This is a genomic window from Synechococcus sp. MU1648, assembly GCF_023630615.1.
Lineage (GTDB): Bacteria > Cyanobacteriota > Cyanobacteriia > PCC-6307 > Cyanobiaceae > Parasynechococcus.
On sequence record NZ_JAKUHI010000006.1, the window covers coordinates 20,780 to 37,130 of the forward strand.

At 58.8% G+C, this 16,351-nt stretch carries 16 protein-coding genes; 5 read left to right on the plus strand and 11 right to left on the minus strand.

Annotated features, from left to right (window positions below; translation table 11 throughout):
- Positions 1–25: 25 nt before the first annotated feature.
- A complete protein-coding gene (locus NCN06_RS07900) occupies positions 26–418 on the minus strand; it encodes a RidA family protein (protein WP_226397792.1) in 393 nt (130 codons plus the stop codon).
- A gap of 28 nt (positions 419–446) precedes the next feature.
- Positions 447–1,232 carry a hydroxyacylglutathione hydrolase gene (gloB, locus tag NCN06_RS07905; protein WP_250398832.1) on the minus strand — a complete coding sequence of 262 codons (786 nt, stop codon included), beginning with the start codon at positions 1,230–1,232 and terminating at the stop codon, positions 447–449.
- 40 nt (positions 1,233–1,272) lie between these two features.
- On the opposite strand from gloB, the gene hisG reads away from it, so the two are divergent.
- The 3 genes from hisG to NCN06_RS07920 are packed head-to-tail and all read left to right on the plus strand — an operon-like array spanning position 1,273 to position 4,207.
- Entirely contained in the window at positions 1,273–1,926 is a 654-nt protein-coding gene (hisG, locus tag NCN06_RS07910; RefSeq protein WP_226397790.1) for an ATP phosphoribosyltransferase, read from the plus strand.
- Positions 1,926–3,704, plus strand: coding sequence for an ABC transporter ATP-binding protein (locus tag NCN06_RS07915; protein ID WP_250398833.1), 1,779 nt, complete (start codon positions 1,926–1,928; stop codon positions 3,702–3,704). Before hisG ends, NCN06_RS07915 begins: the two co-directional genes overlap by 1 nt.
- On the plus strand, positions 3,704–4,207 hold the full coding sequence (locus NCN06_RS07920; protein ID WP_226397917.1) for a GNAT family N-acetyltransferase: 504 nt from the start codon (positions 3,704–3,706) through the stop codon (positions 4,205–4,207). Before NCN06_RS07915 ends, NCN06_RS07920 begins: the two co-directional genes overlap by 1 nt.
- A gap of 19 nt (positions 4,208–4,226) precedes the next feature.
- On the opposite strand, the gene NCN06_RS07925 is transcribed toward NCN06_RS07920, so the two are convergent.
- Genes NCN06_RS07925 through NCN06_RS07935 form a run of 3 tightly spaced genes read right to left on the minus strand, consistent with a single transcriptional unit; the run spans position 4,227 to position 6,674 of the window.
- A complete protein-coding gene (locus NCN06_RS07925) occupies positions 4,227–4,916 on the minus strand; it encodes a TIGR04283 family arsenosugar biosynthesis glycosyltransferase (RefSeq protein ID WP_226397788.1) in 690 nt (229 codons plus the stop codon).
- On the minus strand, positions 4,904–5,545 hold the full coding sequence (locus NCN06_RS07930) for a TIGR04282 family arsenosugar biosynthesis glycosyltransferase (protein WP_226397787.1): 642 nt from the start codon (positions 5,543–5,545) through the stop codon (positions 4,904–4,906). The genes NCN06_RS07925 and NCN06_RS07930 overlap by 13 nt, the downstream gene beginning before the upstream one ends.
- 1 nt (position 5,546) lies before the next feature.
- Positions 5,547–6,674 carry a trypsin-like peptidase domain-containing protein gene (locus NCN06_RS07935; protein ID WP_226397916.1) on the minus strand — a complete coding sequence of 376 codons (1,128 nt, stop codon included), beginning with the start codon at positions 6,672–6,674 and terminating at the stop codon, positions 5,547–5,549.
- A gap of 87 nt (positions 6,675–6,761) precedes the next feature.
- On the opposite strand from NCN06_RS07935, the gene dnaA reads away from it, so the two are divergent.
- On the plus strand, positions 6,762–8,156 hold the full coding sequence (dnaA, locus tag NCN06_RS07940) for a chromosomal replication initiator protein DnaA (protein ID WP_250398834.1): 1,395 nt from the start codon (positions 6,762–6,764) through the stop codon (positions 8,154–8,156).
- Here the strand turns inward: dnaA and NCN06_RS07945 are convergent, their stop codons facing one another.
- From NCN06_RS07945 to NCN06_RS07955, 3 genes are read right to left on the minus strand one after another with little or no spacing between them, the layout of a single operon-like run.
- Positions 8,157–8,825 carry a ParB-like protein gene (locus NCN06_RS07945; RefSeq protein ID WP_226397785.1) on the minus strand — a complete coding sequence of 223 codons (669 nt, stop codon included), beginning with the start codon at positions 8,823–8,825 and terminating at the stop codon, positions 8,157–8,159.
- Positions 8,826–8,848: 23 nt separating this feature from the next.
- Positions 8,849–10,081, minus strand: a complete 1,233-nt coding sequence (locus NCN06_RS07950) for a glutathione S-transferase family protein (protein WP_250398835.1) — start codon at positions 10,079–10,081, stop codon at positions 8,849–8,851.
- Entirely contained in the window at positions 10,056–10,301 is a 246-nt protein-coding gene (locus NCN06_RS07955; protein WP_250398836.1) for a hypothetical protein, read from the minus strand. The genes NCN06_RS07950 and NCN06_RS07955 overlap by 26 nt, the downstream gene beginning before the upstream one ends.
- Positions 10,302–10,446: 145 nt before the next feature.
- Between NCN06_RS07955 and gorA the strand changes: the two genes are divergently transcribed.
- The gene (gene gorA / locus NCN06_RS07960; protein ID WP_250398837.1) at positions 10,447–11,805 is read left to right on the plus strand and encodes a glutathione-disulfide reductase; all 1,359 of its coding nucleotides are present in this window, start codon (positions 10,447–10,449) and stop codon (positions 11,803–11,805) included.
- Between the two features lie 29 nt (positions 11,806–11,834).
- On the opposite strand, the gene NCN06_RS07965 is transcribed toward gorA, so the two are convergent.
- The 3 genes from NCN06_RS07965 to NCN06_RS07975 all read right to left on the minus strand — a co-directional run bounded on the left by NCN06_RS07965 (position 11,835) and on the right by NCN06_RS07975 (position 16,351).
- On the minus strand, positions 11,835–13,340 hold the full coding sequence (locus NCN06_RS07965; RefSeq protein WP_250398838.1) for a GMC oxidoreductase: 1,506 nt from the start codon (positions 13,338–13,340) through the stop codon (positions 11,835–11,837).
- A gap of 299 nt (positions 13,341–13,639) precedes the next feature.
- Positions 13,640–15,601: a thiamine pyrophosphate-binding protein gene (locus NCN06_RS07970; RefSeq protein WP_250398839.1), complete on the minus strand. Its 1,962-nt coding sequence runs from the start codon at positions 15,599–15,601 to the stop codon at positions 13,640–13,642.
- A 153-nt stretch (positions 15,602–15,754) separates the two neighbouring features.
- Positions 15,755–16,351, minus strand: a complete 597-nt coding sequence (locus NCN06_RS07975) for a cytochrome c oxidase subunit 3 (RefSeq protein WP_250398840.1) — start codon at positions 16,349–16,351, stop codon at positions 15,755–15,757.

A 16,351-nucleotide genomic window follows, 5' to 3' on the forward strand; every position in this document is an offset into this window, starting at 1 on the left:
CAACCTATGCCCCCGTGGGTCAGGGTCAGCTTCCAAGCCATGCGACACAGTCGATTTCCACCCTTGCTCCCTTGGGTAGTGCTGCCACTTGAACGCAGGCCCGTGCTGGGCTGACCCCGCTCCCAAACACTTCGGCATAGATGCCGTTGACGGTCTGAAAGTCGCTGAGGTCTGCCAGGAACACCGTTGTGCGAACCACTTGTTTCGGCGTGGCTCCGGCCTCTTTTAAGACAGCGACTAGGTTCTTCAGCACCTGATGCGTTTCCGCGGCGACATCACCGTTTCCCACCATCTCCCCAGTGGTTGGATCAAGCGGAATCTGCCCAGAGCAGTAGAGCCACTCGCCGGCAAGGACGGCTTGGTTGTAGGGCCCAACCGGTGCAGGCGCGTCTTGAGTGGTGATGGCCTTGGCGCTCATGGGGTGTTTCTTCACGCGATCACCATGATCATCGCCGTTGGTGATCCCGTTGTTCGCGTTGGGGCTTCCCCGGTCTCCACTGATCCTTCCGTGTGCGCAGCACCCCCAACTCGGTGGCTGTTTTGGCTTGCAGGAACAGGTTGGTGCGACGTTCTACACCGATGCTGCTCGGAAGACTGAGGGCGCCTTTTGAACGAAGGGTTCGCACCTCCTGCAAGCGGTCAGCCAGAACCATTTCCTCAGGGCGTTGCTCAACGGCCCATTGCAGGTTGGCCTCTGTGTATTCATGGGCGCAACAAACCTTGGTCTCGTCAGGGAGGCTGGCCAGCTTTTGCAGGGCTTCATGCATCTGTTCAGCGGTGCCTTCGAACAGGCGGCCGCAGCCTGCTCCGAACAAGGTGTCACCGCAGAACAAGACGGGGCCCATGGCCTCGTCTTGCAGGTTCGGGATGAAAAAAGCGATGTGGGCCCTGGTGTGGGCGGCGACATCCATGACGTCCACCTGCTCTCCCAGCACGGTGAGCTGGTCACCATCCCCCACCGGCATGGTTTGGAAAGGAATCCGCTCCCGGTCAGCTCTGGATGCAATGACCTCGGCTTTGGGCCAATGCTTCAGCAGATCCGGTGTTCCTCCGATGTGGTCGGAATGGTGATGGGTCTGCAGCACAGCGGCCAGTGTCAACTGTCGTTGCTCCAGCCAGTCACGCACTGGAGAGGCGATGGCGGGGTCGATCACAACGGCCTCCGCTCCCTTCACCCAGACCCAGATCACGTTGTCTTGCAGCACCGGCAGGGCATGAAGTGAGGAATGCATCGTTAAAGTCCTGCCTGGTTAACCGGTCAGCGCTGGACCCATGATCACCGTCGCGTTGGCCAAAGGAGCGCTACTTAAAGATTCGGTCGCCCGATTTGCGGCGGCAGGTCTTGATTTCTCAGCTGTTCTCGACAAGAACAATCGCCAGTTGATGGTGCCCACCCCCTGCGGACGTGCCAGGGCCCTGCTTGTTCGTAACGGTGATGTGCCCACTTACGTGGCCTATGGCCAGGCCCAACTGGGCGTGGTGGGATACGACGTGCTCAAGGAACATCAGCTTCCTGTAGCTCAACTGGTGGATCTTGGCTTTGGCGGTTGCCGAATGGCCGTGGCGGTACAGGAGAGCAGTGGTTACACCCGTGCCGCGGATCTCCCTCCCCATTGTCGGGTAGCCAGCAAATTTACGCACTGTGCCCGGGAATATTTCGATGCACTCGATCTTCCTGTCGAGTTGGTGCATCTCAATGGTTCGGTGGAGCTGGGGCCGATCACAGGGATGTCGGAAGCGATTGTTGATCTTGTTGCTACGGGTCGGACCCTGCGGGACAACGGCTTGATTGCCATCGAGGACTTGTTCCAGTCGACGGCTCGGCTGGTGGGGCATCCGCTGTCCATTCGCCTGGACCATGGTCCCCTTGCCTCCATCGTGGAGGCAATCCGCGCCGCAGGAACCACCTTCGGGAGCTCCAACTGATGGGAGCTGTTGCAGATTGGCGACGGGTTCGTCGTCTGGGCCGTTATCTCGTGCGGGATCGTCGGCGTCTTCTGGTCACCCTGGTGCTGCTGGTACCCGTGGCCTTTGCAGGTGCAGTTCAGCCACTTCTCGTCGGCCAGGCTGTCAGTGTCTTGCGCGGAGAACCCAGTCTTCCGTGGCTTTCGGGGCTGAGTCTATCCGGATCGATCCGCGTCATCATCGGGCTCTATTTCATCTCGGTGCTGCTGAGGCTCTGCTTGCAGGGGGTGCAGAGCTTCAACATTCAGGCCGTCGGTCAACGCCTTACCGCTCGCATCCGCGACGACCTCTTTGAGCACTCGCTGTCGCTGTCTTTGCGCTTTCACGACGGCATGCCGGTCGGCAAGTTGCTCACGCGGCTCACCAGTGACGTGGATGCTCTTGCCGAGGTGTTCGGCAGTGGTGCTGTGGGGGTGCTTGGTGATCTGGTGAGCCTTCTGGTCATTGCTTCGACGATGCTCTTCATCGAGTGGAGGCTCGGGCTGCTTTTGCTGTGCACGCAGGTGCCCGTGACGCTTGCTGTGCTCTGGCTGCAGCGTCGCTACCGCAAGGCCAACTACCGCGTTCGAGAAGAGCTCTCCCAGCTCAACGCCGACTTTCAAGAGAACCTCCAGGGCCTTGAGGTGGTTCAGATGTATCGCCGCGAAGCGGTCAACAGTGCCCGCTTCCTGCGCACGGGCACGGCGTACCGCAACGCAGTCAACGGCACCATTTTTTACGACAGCAGCATTTCCGCTTTTCTTGAATGGGTTGCGCTTGGAGCCATTGCGTTGGTTTTGGCTCTGGGGGGCTGGATGGTGACCACTGGTGTGATGGGGTTGGGCACCCTCACCACCTTCATCCTTTATTCACAGCGTCTGTTTGACCCTTTGCGTCAGCTGGCCGAGCGCTTCACGCAGATTCAGGGCGGACTGACTGCCGTGGAACGAATCGGTGAGTTGATGGAGCAACCCCTCGAAATCGCCGAGGCCAAGGGGGTTGATCCTCACGTTGCTGGCGGTGGCGGCGAAGTGATCTTCGACAACGTGAGCTTCTCTTACCGGCCGGATGAGCCCATCCTTCGCAATCTTTCCTTCCGCATCGCTCCTGGCGAGCATGTGGCGCTGGTGGGCCCCACGGGTTCCGGCAAGAGCACCATCATTCGTCTGCTCTGCCGCCTCTATGACCCCCAGCAGGGGCGCATCCTTCTGGATGGACGTGACATCCGCAGCATCCCGATGGCAGATCTACGGCGTGAGCTGGGGGTCGTGCTGCAAGACACATTCCTGTTCAGCGGCAATGTGGCCGACAATCTTCGGTTGAATGCTCCCGTCAGTGATCAGGAGCTTGATCAGGTCTGTGCTGAGCTCGGTCTCAACGACCTGTTGTCTCGACTCCCCAACGGATTGGAGACGCAACTGCGCGAGCGTGGTGGCAATCTTTCCTCAGGAGAGCGTCAATTGCTGGCGGTGGCCCGGGTGGCAATCCGCAATCCAACGGTGTTGGTGATGGATGAAGCCACTGCCTTCATGGATCCTTCAACGGAGGCGACGCTTCAGGCCGATCTGGACCGTCTTCTGCAAAAACGGACCGCCATCGTCATTGCCCACCGTCTCGCCACGGTGGAAGCCTCCGATCGCATCCTTGTGTTGCGCCGAGGTGAACTGATCGAACAGGGCACCCATCACGAGCTCAGGGCCCGAGGTGGCCTCTATGCCCAGCTCGCAGAGCTGCAGGAGCGGGGGTTGGCGCGTTTGTGATCGGTTCCTCCCTGCCTATACCTGCTGAGCCTCTGCTGCAGCAGTACGGCCAGGGGTCCCGTCTCTGCCCCTGTGCCAACGACCAGCTCACGTTGGTCTTTAGCCAGGAGTACCCCTTTGATTTGGTGGAGCTTGAGCAACTTCTGGAAGCTGTGGGCTGGAGCCGCCGTCCGATTCGACGGGTCCGCAAAGCACTGACTCACAGCCTGCTCAAGGTCGGGCTGTGGCGTCACGACGCTCGGGTTCCTCGTTTGATTGGTTTTGCGCGCTGCACCGGGGATGGTGTTTTCGAAGCCACCGTCTGGGACGTCGCGGTGCACCCCCTGTATCAGGGCAATGGACTTGGCAAGCAGATGATGGCGTACATCCTCAACGCCTTGGCTCAGATGGGAACAGAGCGCGTCAGCCTGTTCGCGGACCCCGGCGTCGTGAGCTTTTATCAAGGCCAAGGTTGGGATCTGGAGCCCCAGGGCCATCGCTGTGCCTTCTGGTACGCCAACTGAACTGAACTGATCGGATCGTTCAGCGCTGGTACATCCGCAACAGTTGATCTGCTGATCGTCCCTGACGCCATAGCCATCGCAGACGGGCGTTGCGCCAGGCCTGCATCAGCACGCTTCGCTCCTGCCAGCGCTGAGCGCTGGTCAGCAGGGCACAGTTCAACGAGCGGATGGTCGCGATCTTGCTGAGGCGTTCCACCAGGTCCAGGTCTTCCATCAGTGCCAGCGGGCGGTAGCCACCGATGCGCTGATACAGCTGGCGATGAATGAGCAGTCCCTGATCGCCGTAGGGACGCTGCAGCCAACGGCTGCGCAAGTTCACCATTCGCTCCAGAAGCCACAGCATGGGCCGCGCCTCTGTATCCACTTTGAACTCGAAGCTCCAGGCGCTGAAGCGCGCTTGCGGTGTGTTCAGAATCTGCTTCACCCTGTGGTGCCAGTAGCCAGGCAGTCGGCTATCGGCATGCAGCACCAGCACCCAGGAATGACAGCTGTGATCGACGCCCCAGCGCAGCTGCGGACCTCGTCCTGCAGTCGGGCTGTCGAGCACGGTGGCGCCGCCGAGGTGAGCCACTTGTCGGGTCTGATCCCTGCTTCCACCGTCACAGATAACAATCTCCAACTCCCCTTGCCAACGCTGCAGATCCGCCAGCAGCAGCGGAAGCCTGTTGGCTTCCTCCAGGGTCGGAATCACGACGCTCAGCCCTGCCATGGCTTCAGATCACTCCAGTGATCCAGATCATTCCTCCTGGGCAACAGTGCGGTGGAGATTGCATGCGCCCTCGCAGCCTTCAGGGTTGATTCCAGCACTGTCGGACCGCCCCAGGGAATGCCGATCAGCGGCCAGTGCTTGGGGGTATGGATCAGGTTCGCTCCGATCCCCAGCAGCCAGTAGCCACCATCCGAGGCTGGACCCAGCACCAAATCGTGGGTTTGCAGTTGTTCGATGGCCCGCTTCAAGTCATCGGGATTGAGTTCGGGCAGATCCGTGCCGATCACGAGGGATGGCATGCCGCGGTGATGGCCTTGCATCAACTGCCGTCGCAATCGGGTGCCGAGTTGCCCCTGCCCCTGCAGGCGCACCAGCGGCAACCCCAGCTGTTGTCCCCAGCGTCCGGCGGCGTTGGGCCCAAGCCCGCTCACCGCCAGCACCGGCTCAATCACCATCGCGTCGGCGAGCCCGCGCACCACAGCGGTGGTGTGCTCGGTAAGACGCGTCTGGATCCGGGCAGCGCGCTCGCTGCTGTTGGACAAGCCCAGCCTGTTGTAGAGATCACGGTACAGGCGGCGTTTGCATCGGCCCGGTGATGGCCATCGGGCCATCACGATGATCTGCAGCATCTCAGTTGTTCCGAGGCAGTTCCCGCGGGCGCACCTGCACCATCAGCTCCTCTCCATTGCGTTGGAGGGTGAGCTCCATCGGTTCTCCCACTTGGCCGCGATCCACGGCGAGTTGCACTTCGGTGGGGGTCTGAACAGCTTTGTTCTCCACCTTGAGAATCAGATCACACTGCCGGATGCCAGCGGCAGCAGCCGGAGTGCCGCTGACCACATCCTTGATCAGGACGCCATTCACTTCAGGAACCGTACAGGCGCTGTTGGTGGCATTGATCTCCCGTGCCAGCTGCGGAGTGAGGTTCATGAGCTGCACCCCGATGAAGGGATGGGAGGCCTGGCCGGTGCTCACAATCTGCTGCGCGATGCGCTTCGCCAGGTTGATTGGAACGGCAAAACTCAAACCGCCTCCAGGCGCGGTCCGAATCGCTGTGTTGATGCCAATCACCTGACCGGCGGCATTGATCAGGGGGCCTCCGCTGTTGCCGGGATTCACGGCTGCATCGGTCTGGATGTAAGGAATCCGCTGGCCTTCACTGATCGCATTCAGTCGGCCTACCGCGCTGATGATGCCGGCGGTCACGGTGTTGTTGAGACCAAATGGGTTGCCGATGGCAATCGCCCATTCCCCCGGCCTGAGCTGGTCGGAGTTGCCCAGGGCCGCCACCGGAAGGTTGTCAGCCACCACCTTGACCACCGCAACGTCGGTGAGTGGGTCTGTCCCGAGCACCTTACCCTTGAAGTTGCGTCCGTCTGGAAGGGTCACCGCCACCTGATCCGCTCCGCGCACGACGTGTTCGTTGGTGAAGATCAGGCCGCTGGCCCTGGTGATGAATCCGGATCCCTGGCCTTGCTGACGCTGGCTGGACGGTCCCATGCCAAAGATCCCCCCGAAGGGGTTGTTCACCTCTTTGACTACATCGATCCGCACCACGGCAGGACCGACGCGGTCCACAGCCTTCACGATCACGTTGTCTCCCGGCTGGAGTGGAGCGCTGCGGGGCTGATCGTGCACCACCGGAGGTAGTGCTACCGGTGCTTTGGGGGTCAGGCCCAGCTGGTCCCTCACCAGGCTGCAACCGGAGAGAGCGCTCCCGGCCAGGACGATGGCGAACCAATGCTGGGCGTTGGGCATCACGACGAGATGTGTGCTGATGCATTTAAGACGGCCTGAGCGGATCGGCATGCGTAGATTCAGCGCTCGGGTGCATGGCGGTTTTAGGTGCAGACGGGCGAAGAGCTCTGGATCAAGGTGCGAGATGGGTTGCAGGCAAAGCTGAGCAAGCCCACCTTCGAGACCTTCATTCGCCCGACGGGTTGCAGTGGCTTTGCCAATGGAGAGCTGAAGCTTCTGGCCCCCAATCCGTTCGCCAGCGTCCGATTGCGGGAGCAGCTCCTGCCCACGATCGCGGAGCTGGCCAGCAGCATCAGCGGTCAGCCCGTTCAGGTGACCGTCCTGGCGGAAACCGCCCTGCCGCTGCAGGAAACCAGTGATGATTCCGCAGCTGCGAGTGATGCAGCGCCGCCTGCGGCCGCCCAGGAATCAGTGTCGGCTCCGGCCCGGAGCGGCTCACCGCGGCGCTACCTGCCCGGGCTCAACCCCCGATATGTGTTCGGCCGTTTCGTGGTCGGCCCCAACAGCCGAATGGCTCATGCGGCGGCTCTTGCCGTGGCCGAAGCGCCAGGCAGGGAGTTCAATCCCCTGTTCATCTGCGGCGGTGTGGGCCTGGGGAAAACCCACTTAATGCAAGCCATTGGCCATTACCGGCTTGAGATCGATCCCGGGGCTCGCGTGGCCTACGTCTCCACCGAAACCTTCACCAATGACCTGATCCAGGCCATCCGCAAGGACGGCATGCAGGCCTTTCGCGATCGCTATCGCGCCGCCGATCTGATCCTGGTGGATGACATTCAATTCATCGAAGGCAAGGAGTACACCCAAGAAGAGTTCTTCCATACCTTTAATGCCCTGCACGAGGCTGGGCGTCAGGTGGTGATCGCCAGTGATCGTCCCCCCAGTCAGATTCCACGCCTGCAGCAGCGCCTGATCTCCCGTTTCCAGATGGGGCTGATCGCTGACATTCAGTCACCTGATCTGGAAACACGTATGGCGATCCTCCAGAAGAAAGCGGAGCAGGAGCGCATGTCGCTGCCCCGGGATCTGATCCAGTACATCGCTGGGCGCTTCACCTCGAACATCCGCGAGTTGGAAGGGGCACTGACCCGGGCTGTCGCCTTCGCCTCAATCACGGGGTTGCCGATGACCGTGGAATCGGTGGCGCCAATGCTGGACCCCACCGGTCAGGGGGTGGAGGTCACGCCGCAACAGGTGATCGACAAGGTGTCTGAAGTGTTTGATGTCACGGCCGAGGAAATGTGCAGCAGCACCCGTCGCCGTGCCGTCAGCCAGGCCCGTCAGGTGGGGATGTACCTCATGCGCCAGGGCACCGACCTCAGCCTGCCGAGAATCGGCGACAACTTCGGCGGAAAGGACCACACCACGGTGATGTACGCGATTGAGCAAGTCGAGAAAAAACTGGCGTCCGATCCCCAGCTCGCGGGTCAGGTGCAGAAAGTGAAGGATCTGCTGCAGATCGATTCCCGAAAGAAGCGCTGATCAGCGGCAGGCTTTCTTGTCGCCTTTCCAGCCCGGCATGTCTTGAGCTGCCGCAGAGCAGACCAGCTGGCGTGCTGCCGCGAGTGCCGGATCCAGTCGCTTGGAGCTGAAGGGTGGCAGGGGACGGGTGCGCAGCCAGGCTGCCCAACGAAATTCGTGATATGGGATCAGCGGCTGGGGTTTAATCCAGCCTTCCTGCTTGAGCTTCCAGACCAGGCTTCGGTAGGGATCGTCTTCGAGCCCCATCAGGCTGGTGGGCAACTGCTCGGTTGGGCGGGGACCGATGCCCCGACCGTCGTAGAGATAAAGCCACCCTTGGCTTTGCAGAAACGACAGCACGGCACTTTTATCAGTTGTCGCTAGCTCCTGCACCACATAAGCCCAGGTGGTGGCGCCCGGGTCAATGCCGATCAGGCCCCGCAGCCGGTGGTGACGATCCAGCATCCACATGGCGCCATCGGCAGAGCGGATCAGGGGGACGGGTTTGCCGCGCAGGTAGGCAAGACGCTGCTGGCGTGTGTCTTGGGCGAAATCACTCTCGCGTGACCAGATCTCAGCCAGCCCCACACACCATTGGGTCGGCTGCAACTGTGCCGCTGACACCTCGATCAGTTCGTTTTCCTGCTCGGGGGCCGGAATCGGTTGGTAGGCAGGCAGCCGCAGGGGCACGACTCAGTTTTGACGCCTCCGCACTATGACCCAATTAAGAAGGGACGGGGATCCTGATCAAAGCGATCCCGCACCGGGAGAGGCTTGGCTTGCTTAGGCCCGTCCAGTTGCGCGGTGGATTCGAGCGCCCGACGCAGCAAACGAGCTGCCGGTAAGGGCATATCTCTCGGAACTGAAATTCGATCGCGCAGGTAGCGGAGCCCCGCCGCACTTCCAGATGGAGGAGGGCATGGAGTGTTGTGGATCAACTGGGTCAGTGCACAGCGCAGGGGCCGGTCAAAGGCATTAGCACCCATTGGATTGACCTCCCGTAGCCGCTGCTGGTGTCGGAGGACCCTGCCGAGAGCGATGCTGGCCTGATCGGCTTGATTGACCCCAACCCAGCAGGCTTCGTCTTCGCCGAGGCCATCGCCTCGGTCGATCCGTTCGGCCAGGCGTTGCGCTTCCGTTGCGTCGTCCGACCAGCAGCCGCCCATTTGGGGAGGAAGGTCATGGGCATGGGTGTGAAAGTCGCTTTGGGTGCCGCGGTAGGTGTCCAGTTGCTCCAAGGCGCGGAACCAGCGGTCAATCGCGGGATGCTCAAACCTCAGGCGATATCCCTTGTAGTAAGCCAGAGATGCATTCATGCGTTCCACGTAGGGAACAAAGATCAGATCAACGGTTTGTGGCTCCTGCCCCCGCAGAAATGGACCTTCAACCTGATTCAGCTCACTTTCGAAGCGTCGGGCGATCCCCTGAAACTGGTCCCGGGCCAGGATCTGTTGCTTGGGGCTCAATCGTGGCGAACACAGCCAGATGCACCAGGCCTGAAACAGCAGCCGTTCGAGACGGCGCAGCTCGAGGGCTTCCGACGACGTCATTGCCATGCCGAGGGGGCCGAACTGCTGTTCGAGTGCCAGCAGGATCTCATCACTTTCCGTGATCAGCTGCCCGTTCAGCTCGAGGGCGGGCAACATTCCTGAGGGCACTTTTTCGAGGAACCATGGCTCTTTGGGGCCATAGCAACGCATGGTGACTTTGCGGATCCGGTAGGGGATGCGCTTGAACTCCAACCACAGCCAAATTTTTTGGCAGTAGGGACACCAGGCGTGATGGTCGCGGTAAAGCGTGACCATCAGGCTTGATTCAGGCTGACCGAACAAGCGCAAGTTGGCCTGGGCACTGGTCGGCCCTTCAATTCGATCCGGTTCAGCCTTCGCCAGCCCGGCCAGTTCCAACCAACTCAGTGGTTCAGCTGATTCCGATGTAGGGGGCATGCAGGATCGGCGAAAGCGTGGTCCGTCCATAGGACTGCCAGTCGCCAAGTTCATGCATCAGAGCCAGACAGTCTTGCTGGCGGCCCTGCTCAGCGAGCTGCTTGAGCCGCAGCTTCATGTCGTCGCTGGTGATTATCATCGCGATTTCGCGACGCTGCAATCGCTTTTGCTGCAGCTCAGGGTCAGGCGAATGCCTGCGACGTTTGGAAGGATTTTTCATGGTTTAAGGACGCGGTTGAAATACGACCGGTTCGTCTTGGGCTTCTACGGCCCTCTTCCCCGGACCATAACTCCATCTTTACGAATATGCCCGTCGTCTCCGTCACCCCCGTGGGAAGAAGAATGGAGGGAAGCAAACGGCTGTCATGGGCGCTGATCTGGATCTGATTGTTCTTGGGGCGGGTTCCGGTGGGCTTGCTGCCGCAAAACGTGCTGCTAGCCATGGTGCCCGCGTGGCCATCGTGGAGGGGGATCGCGTTGGGGGCACCTGCGTGATCCGCGGCTGTGTTCCCAAGAAGCTTTTGGTCTACGGCGCCCAGGCCCGGCATCAACTGGCGGATGCATCGGCCTATGGGCTGCACATCCAATCCGTGCGTTCTGATGTGCCTGAACTGTTGCGGCGCGTGCGCGCCGAGGTGGATCGGCTCAATGCGCTCCACCTTGGATTTCTGGAGAAGGCCGGCGTTCAGCTGATCTCCGGTTGGGGTCGCTTCACGGCTGTGGATCGCATGGGCATCTCCGATCAACGCGGTGGGCCCGTTCAGACGGAGCTTTCAGCACCCCGTTTTCTGGTGGCAGTGGGTGGCCGTCCGGCACGGCCGGAGATCCCAGGGATTGAAAAAACTTGGGTGAGTGATGACATGTTCCAGCTTGAGGATGTCCCTCCGGCGGTGGTGGTGGTCGGCGCAGGATTTATCGCCTGTGAGTTCGCCTGCATCCTTCGAGGCCTCGGTGTTGCGGTCACCCAGGTGGTGCGCGGCCCTCGGCTGCTGCGCGGGTTTGATGGGGAGTTGGCGGATGCAGTCCTCAGCGGGATGCGTGACCAGGGCATTGACGTGCTCTTGGGTCAGACGGTCGCGGCTGTGGAGGGGGATCCCGGTGCGCTGACTGTGCGACTGGGGGATGGTCAGTGCCTCGACTGTGGGGGTGTGCTGATGGCCACCGGGCGTCGCCCATGGCTTGCAGATCTGGGTCTGGAGGCTGCTGGTGTTGCCGTGGACAACGGGCGAATCAGGGTTGACGCGAACTCCTGCACCTCAGTTCCTCACATTCATGCCGTTGGCGATGTCACTGACCGGGTCAACCTCACGCCTGTCGCCATTGATGAAGGTCGTGCTTTTGCCGACAGCGTGTTCGGTTCGCGTCAGCGGCAGGTGAACCACGATCTGGTGGCCAGTGCCGTGTTTAGTGATCCAGAGCTGTCGACCGTTGGCTTATCGGAAGAGGAGGCGACTGAACGCCATGGCGAGGACGGCGTCGTCGTGCATCGGGCCCGCTTCCGTTCGATGGCGCGGGCACTGCCAGCCTCCGGCCCCCGCTGCCTACTGAAGTTGGTGGTGGAGAAGCAAACCGATCGGGTGCTTGGCTGCCACATGGTGGGCGAGCATGCGGCGGAGATCATTCAGATGGCCGCCATTGCCGTTGGGATGGGCGCCACCAAAGCTGATTTCGATCGCACCATGGCGTTGCATCCCTCCGTCTCAGAGGAGTTCGTGACGATGTAGGCAACAGTGCCTTAATAACGGTGCCCCAATCAGGCCAGGTGATTGGCGAGCCGCAGGGCCAGCGCGAGCACCGTGAGCCCGGGACCAATGCTTGGGCAACTAGGAAAAATGCTGCTGTCGGCGATGTAGAGGTTCTCCAGTTCATGGCATTTGCCGTTGGGATCCACCACTGAGTTGGATGGGTCCTCGCCCATGCGACACGTGCCGCAGCTGTAGCCCACGACACTCAAGGGGGCTTCTCCTCGCGCATGGGTGGGTGCCTTTAAAACGACTTTGGTCACCGGATCGTTCTCTACGGCTTTCAGCGTGTCGATCCAGCGGTACACGAGGCGATCATGGGCTTCCCGGTTGTTGGGGATGTAGTTGATCCGGATCTGTTCGTTGTTGAGCCACACCTTGTTGTGGGGATCTGGACGCACCTCCGTCATGGCCCACCAGGCCACAGAGCGGGAGGCCAGCCGCTCGAGCCCGAAGTCGGGGATCAGTTTGGTCACCAGGGACAGCACCGGTGGTGACTCGGCGAACAACGCGTCCTGCAGAACGCCACCGGCGGCCTGGATGTGCCCTAGCGGAAAACTGACGTTCTTGTCTCCCCAGTAGTAGTCGTTGATCCCCAGCGAGCGCCCGTAGCGGCCGCTGTTGCGTTCTGTGGCCAGCTGCAGGATCGAGGTGAGCTGCAGATTCATCAGATTCCGCCCCACCTGATCCGATCCGTTGCTGATGCCCTTGGGATGGTGAGCATTGTCCGAGCGCATCAGGATGGCCGGCGTGTTGATGGCACCGGCGGCAATGACCACGACATCGGCACTGAACAGCCATGAATCGCCGTTTACCTCAGCTTCCACGCCTCGGATGGCTCTGCCACCTGGATTCACATGCAGGCGCAGTACCCGGGCGTTGTCACGCACGGTGAGCCGTTCGGGATCACCCACCTGCAGACCAAACAACTGAGAATCGCCGCTGGGATCGTCCCGGTCGTCTGACCAGCTGATCGGCATGTCGTAGGGCTGACAGCCTTGGCGTTGGAGAGCGGAACGAAGGGGTTCCAGAAAGGGTTCCACCGGCTTCGGCGCACGTTCATAGTCTGTGCTTCGCTGGGGCTCGCAGGGGTCAATGCCTGCTTTGCCGTGAACCCTGTACAGGGTCTCGGCCTGCTCGTAGTACGGCTCCAGTTCGGAGTAATCCAGGGGCCACGCCGGCGATACTCCGTCCTGGAGCGCCACCTCGCCGAAATCCTGTTCGCGCATGCGTTCCAGCACCGCGCCCCAGATCTTGGTGTTGCCGCCGCGGGCGTAGGTGGTTTGCGGTGCAAAGGGATCGCCGTCAGGGCCGAACCAGCGTTCACTCTTGGGGTGGTAGCGATCCTTGCGGAACAGATCCACGTCGGCGACGTTTTGGTCTTCAAGGGCCATTGCTCCGCCGCGTTCCAGCACCAGCACGGTCTTGCCCTTGCGGCTCAGGGCTCCCGCCAGGGTTCCCCCTCCGGCGCCGCTGCCGATCACGATCACGTCGTAGCGGTTGTCATCGATGATCATGGAATTACTGCCACACGTAGATCAGTAGGAAACGCCTGCTCTGGAAGGCGTTCAAGAGGGGCAAAACATGGATGTGTCACGTCTGTGTCATGCCCTGATCAGACGTAGATCACCTTCCTGAACGGTAGGTAGATCTTCCGGATTTGAACGCCTCCCTCACGACAGGCCATCAGTCCCACGGTGACGTCTGACCCATGACACCCGCATTGCTTTTCGGATGGTGGCTTGGCAAACATGCACCGCACTTCAAAGCAAAAATTGGGAGGTTTCTAATCAATACAGTCAAAGTTTGTTTTGCTTCAAGTTGAAGCCTTCCATGCGACGTTGCTGGGTAGTTGATCTGGAACAACCTGAACTGCGACAAGCACAAAGGTTTGCTTGTCTTTGGCAGATGCATTCCTATTTGTAATAGGTATTCCATTTTCCCAACGCACAGCATTGCTCTCGTCTGCGCTGCCTTTCTGGCTAAGGTTTAGGGGATCAATATTATTCCCGGCAAGGCGGCTCAGAATCTGCTCAAGATCGTTGTTGGTGTGTGCTACGTAGCCAACCCCGCCGAATGCAGCCGCTAATTTTGAGTAGTTCCATATATGTCCTTGAGGAACTTGACACATGGGCAGGAATTTTTCAGAAACAGTTCTGCTATCAGACGATTTATAGATTTCAGCATTGACGAGCCACTGCTCGATGCCATAGACACGATTGTCTGCAACAAATATAATTGAATCTAAGCCAAGTTCTGCGATTGTTCCGATCGCGTTGACGCTCTGAGCAAATGCGGCATCACCGGAAATACTGATCGTACGCCTCGTTTCTGTTTCGAAGGTCTGCCGGGCAAGTTTGACTCCATAATTCGCCGCAGGTGAATATCCAATCGCTCCCCATGCAATCTGCGCGATGTATCCATTCTGGGGGGACTTGATGTTGTTGAATGCGTAAAAACTTAGGCCAGTGTCTGCAAGGATAATTGGCGCGCTTTCCTCGCTGTGTTGAGCCAAGTAGTTATGGTGTAAGAGTGATTTAAAGCTGTCCCATGTTAGCTGATCATTGTCTCTAAATTCACTTGTTGTTGGGATATTCCATGGTGAACCTTCAAGTTTTCGATAGTTATTTCGGCCAGTTATGCCGCTAGCGAGGCATTTCTCGGTCAGGCCACGGATTAGTAGCTTCAAGTTAACATCGCCCCAGTAGGCGCTCCGAGACATTCCGACCTGGACGGCCCCTTCTTTGCATTCGATTAGCTTTTCAATATTGATTGCATCTTTTACTGAATCGGGGTCATCAGTATTTTGCATCCCAGCAAAGTTAAAGTCGCTTGATATGATCCCCAAGCTCAACACGCAGTCTGACTCATTCACAAGAGTGAAGACATTTGGCTGAGAATTTTTCCCGTTGTAAACCCCGGAAAAGTTGAGATCGGCTCTGTATTCACTCAGAACACTTTTACCAAATAAGCTGGTTACATATGGAGCGTCTAAAGCTTTCAGAAGTTCAGCTAGTTCCTTCTGTGCTCTAAAGCGACATATTTCTGAGCCGGCAGCTACAACTAAATTTTTAGATTTGCAGATTCGATTAAAAATAGCATCTATGGCTTCGTCTAATAGTTTCTTGGATTGCAGAGGATGAGAGAAGTCAAGCTGATCTGTTGGTCTAGAGCCGCATGGTTGTTTGTCAATATCAATTGCTAATTCAATAAAGACAGGCTTGCTTTTTGTTATACACGTTTTTAAGGTGGCATCTATCAGCTCAGGTGCTGTTTTTGGGTTGTCAATTCGTACCGAAGCTGCAGTTATATTTTGAAAAATGTGGCGGTCAACTCCTGTCCCGTCAATCATGTGATGCCAAAGCATCCCCTGATCGCGATGCGAATTAAGCTGTGCTTGAGAGGGGCCACCATCAATGATAACTAGTGGCACATTCTCAACAAAAGCGCCTGCGACAGGCTGTACTGCATTTAGTGATCCAACGCCATAGGTAAATGCTACACATCCAACACTTTTTTCAGTTGAGCGGCCATACCCATCGGCAGCATATGCTCCACACATTTCATTGTTCGGATGTATTCGTTGGAGGCCAAAGGATGTCTGTGGATCATCAAGTGATTCCACCCAGCTGGCTATGTAGTCGCCAGGTATTGCAAAGACATGGCGCACTCCAATTTGATGTAAACGAGTGCTGAGATAAGCACCCACAGTAAAATCTGACTGGGCATAAGGTAAACAAGTGGTCGGATCTATCCATTGAACATCTCTTTCAGTCATTTTAATGCGTGAAAATCCATAATTCTTTTTTAGCTATATTTCTCTGTGAGGCAAGTCAAGGCCTGTAAGTCTTCTTTTTCTGACTTGCTGAGTTGCTGAATGCTCTGAGTTGAGTGCTTAAGACAGGGATGTTCTGTTCAGAAGCGGACCCCTTTACTGCCACACGTAGATCAGAAGGAACAGAAGGATCCAGATCACATCAACGAAGTGCCAGAACAGGCTCACCGCGGCAACGCCCATCTCGCCTTTGTCGTAGTTCCCTGGGACGAAAGAACGCGCCAACATCAGTCCCATCAGCAGGATGCCGGTGATCACGTGCAGACCGTGAAAGCCCGTGAGTAGATAAAACAAGCCACCAAAGACACCGCTGCTGAGGCTGAAGCTGAGTCCCGACCATTCGACGTATTGGCCGTAAACGAAGTAGGAGCCCATGGCGATGGTGAGCAGCCAGATCGCGCGGAAGCCCCAGAGGTTGCCCTTGTGCAGATATCGCTCGGCGACATAGGCCACGAAACTTGAGCTCACCAAGACCACGCTGTTGATCAGGGGCATGCGCACTTCCAGCCCGTCGACGCCGTCCGGCAGCCACTGGGGAGCTGTGAGCTTCAGCACCGCGTAGCCTGCGAAGAAGGCGAGGAAGATGACGCTCTCAGAGCAGAGGAAAATCACAAAGCCGGTCATGTTGTGGCCGTCGTGCTTCACATGCCCGGGTCTGTGATTGAGCTGCAGGTCGGGATTGACGCTGGTCAT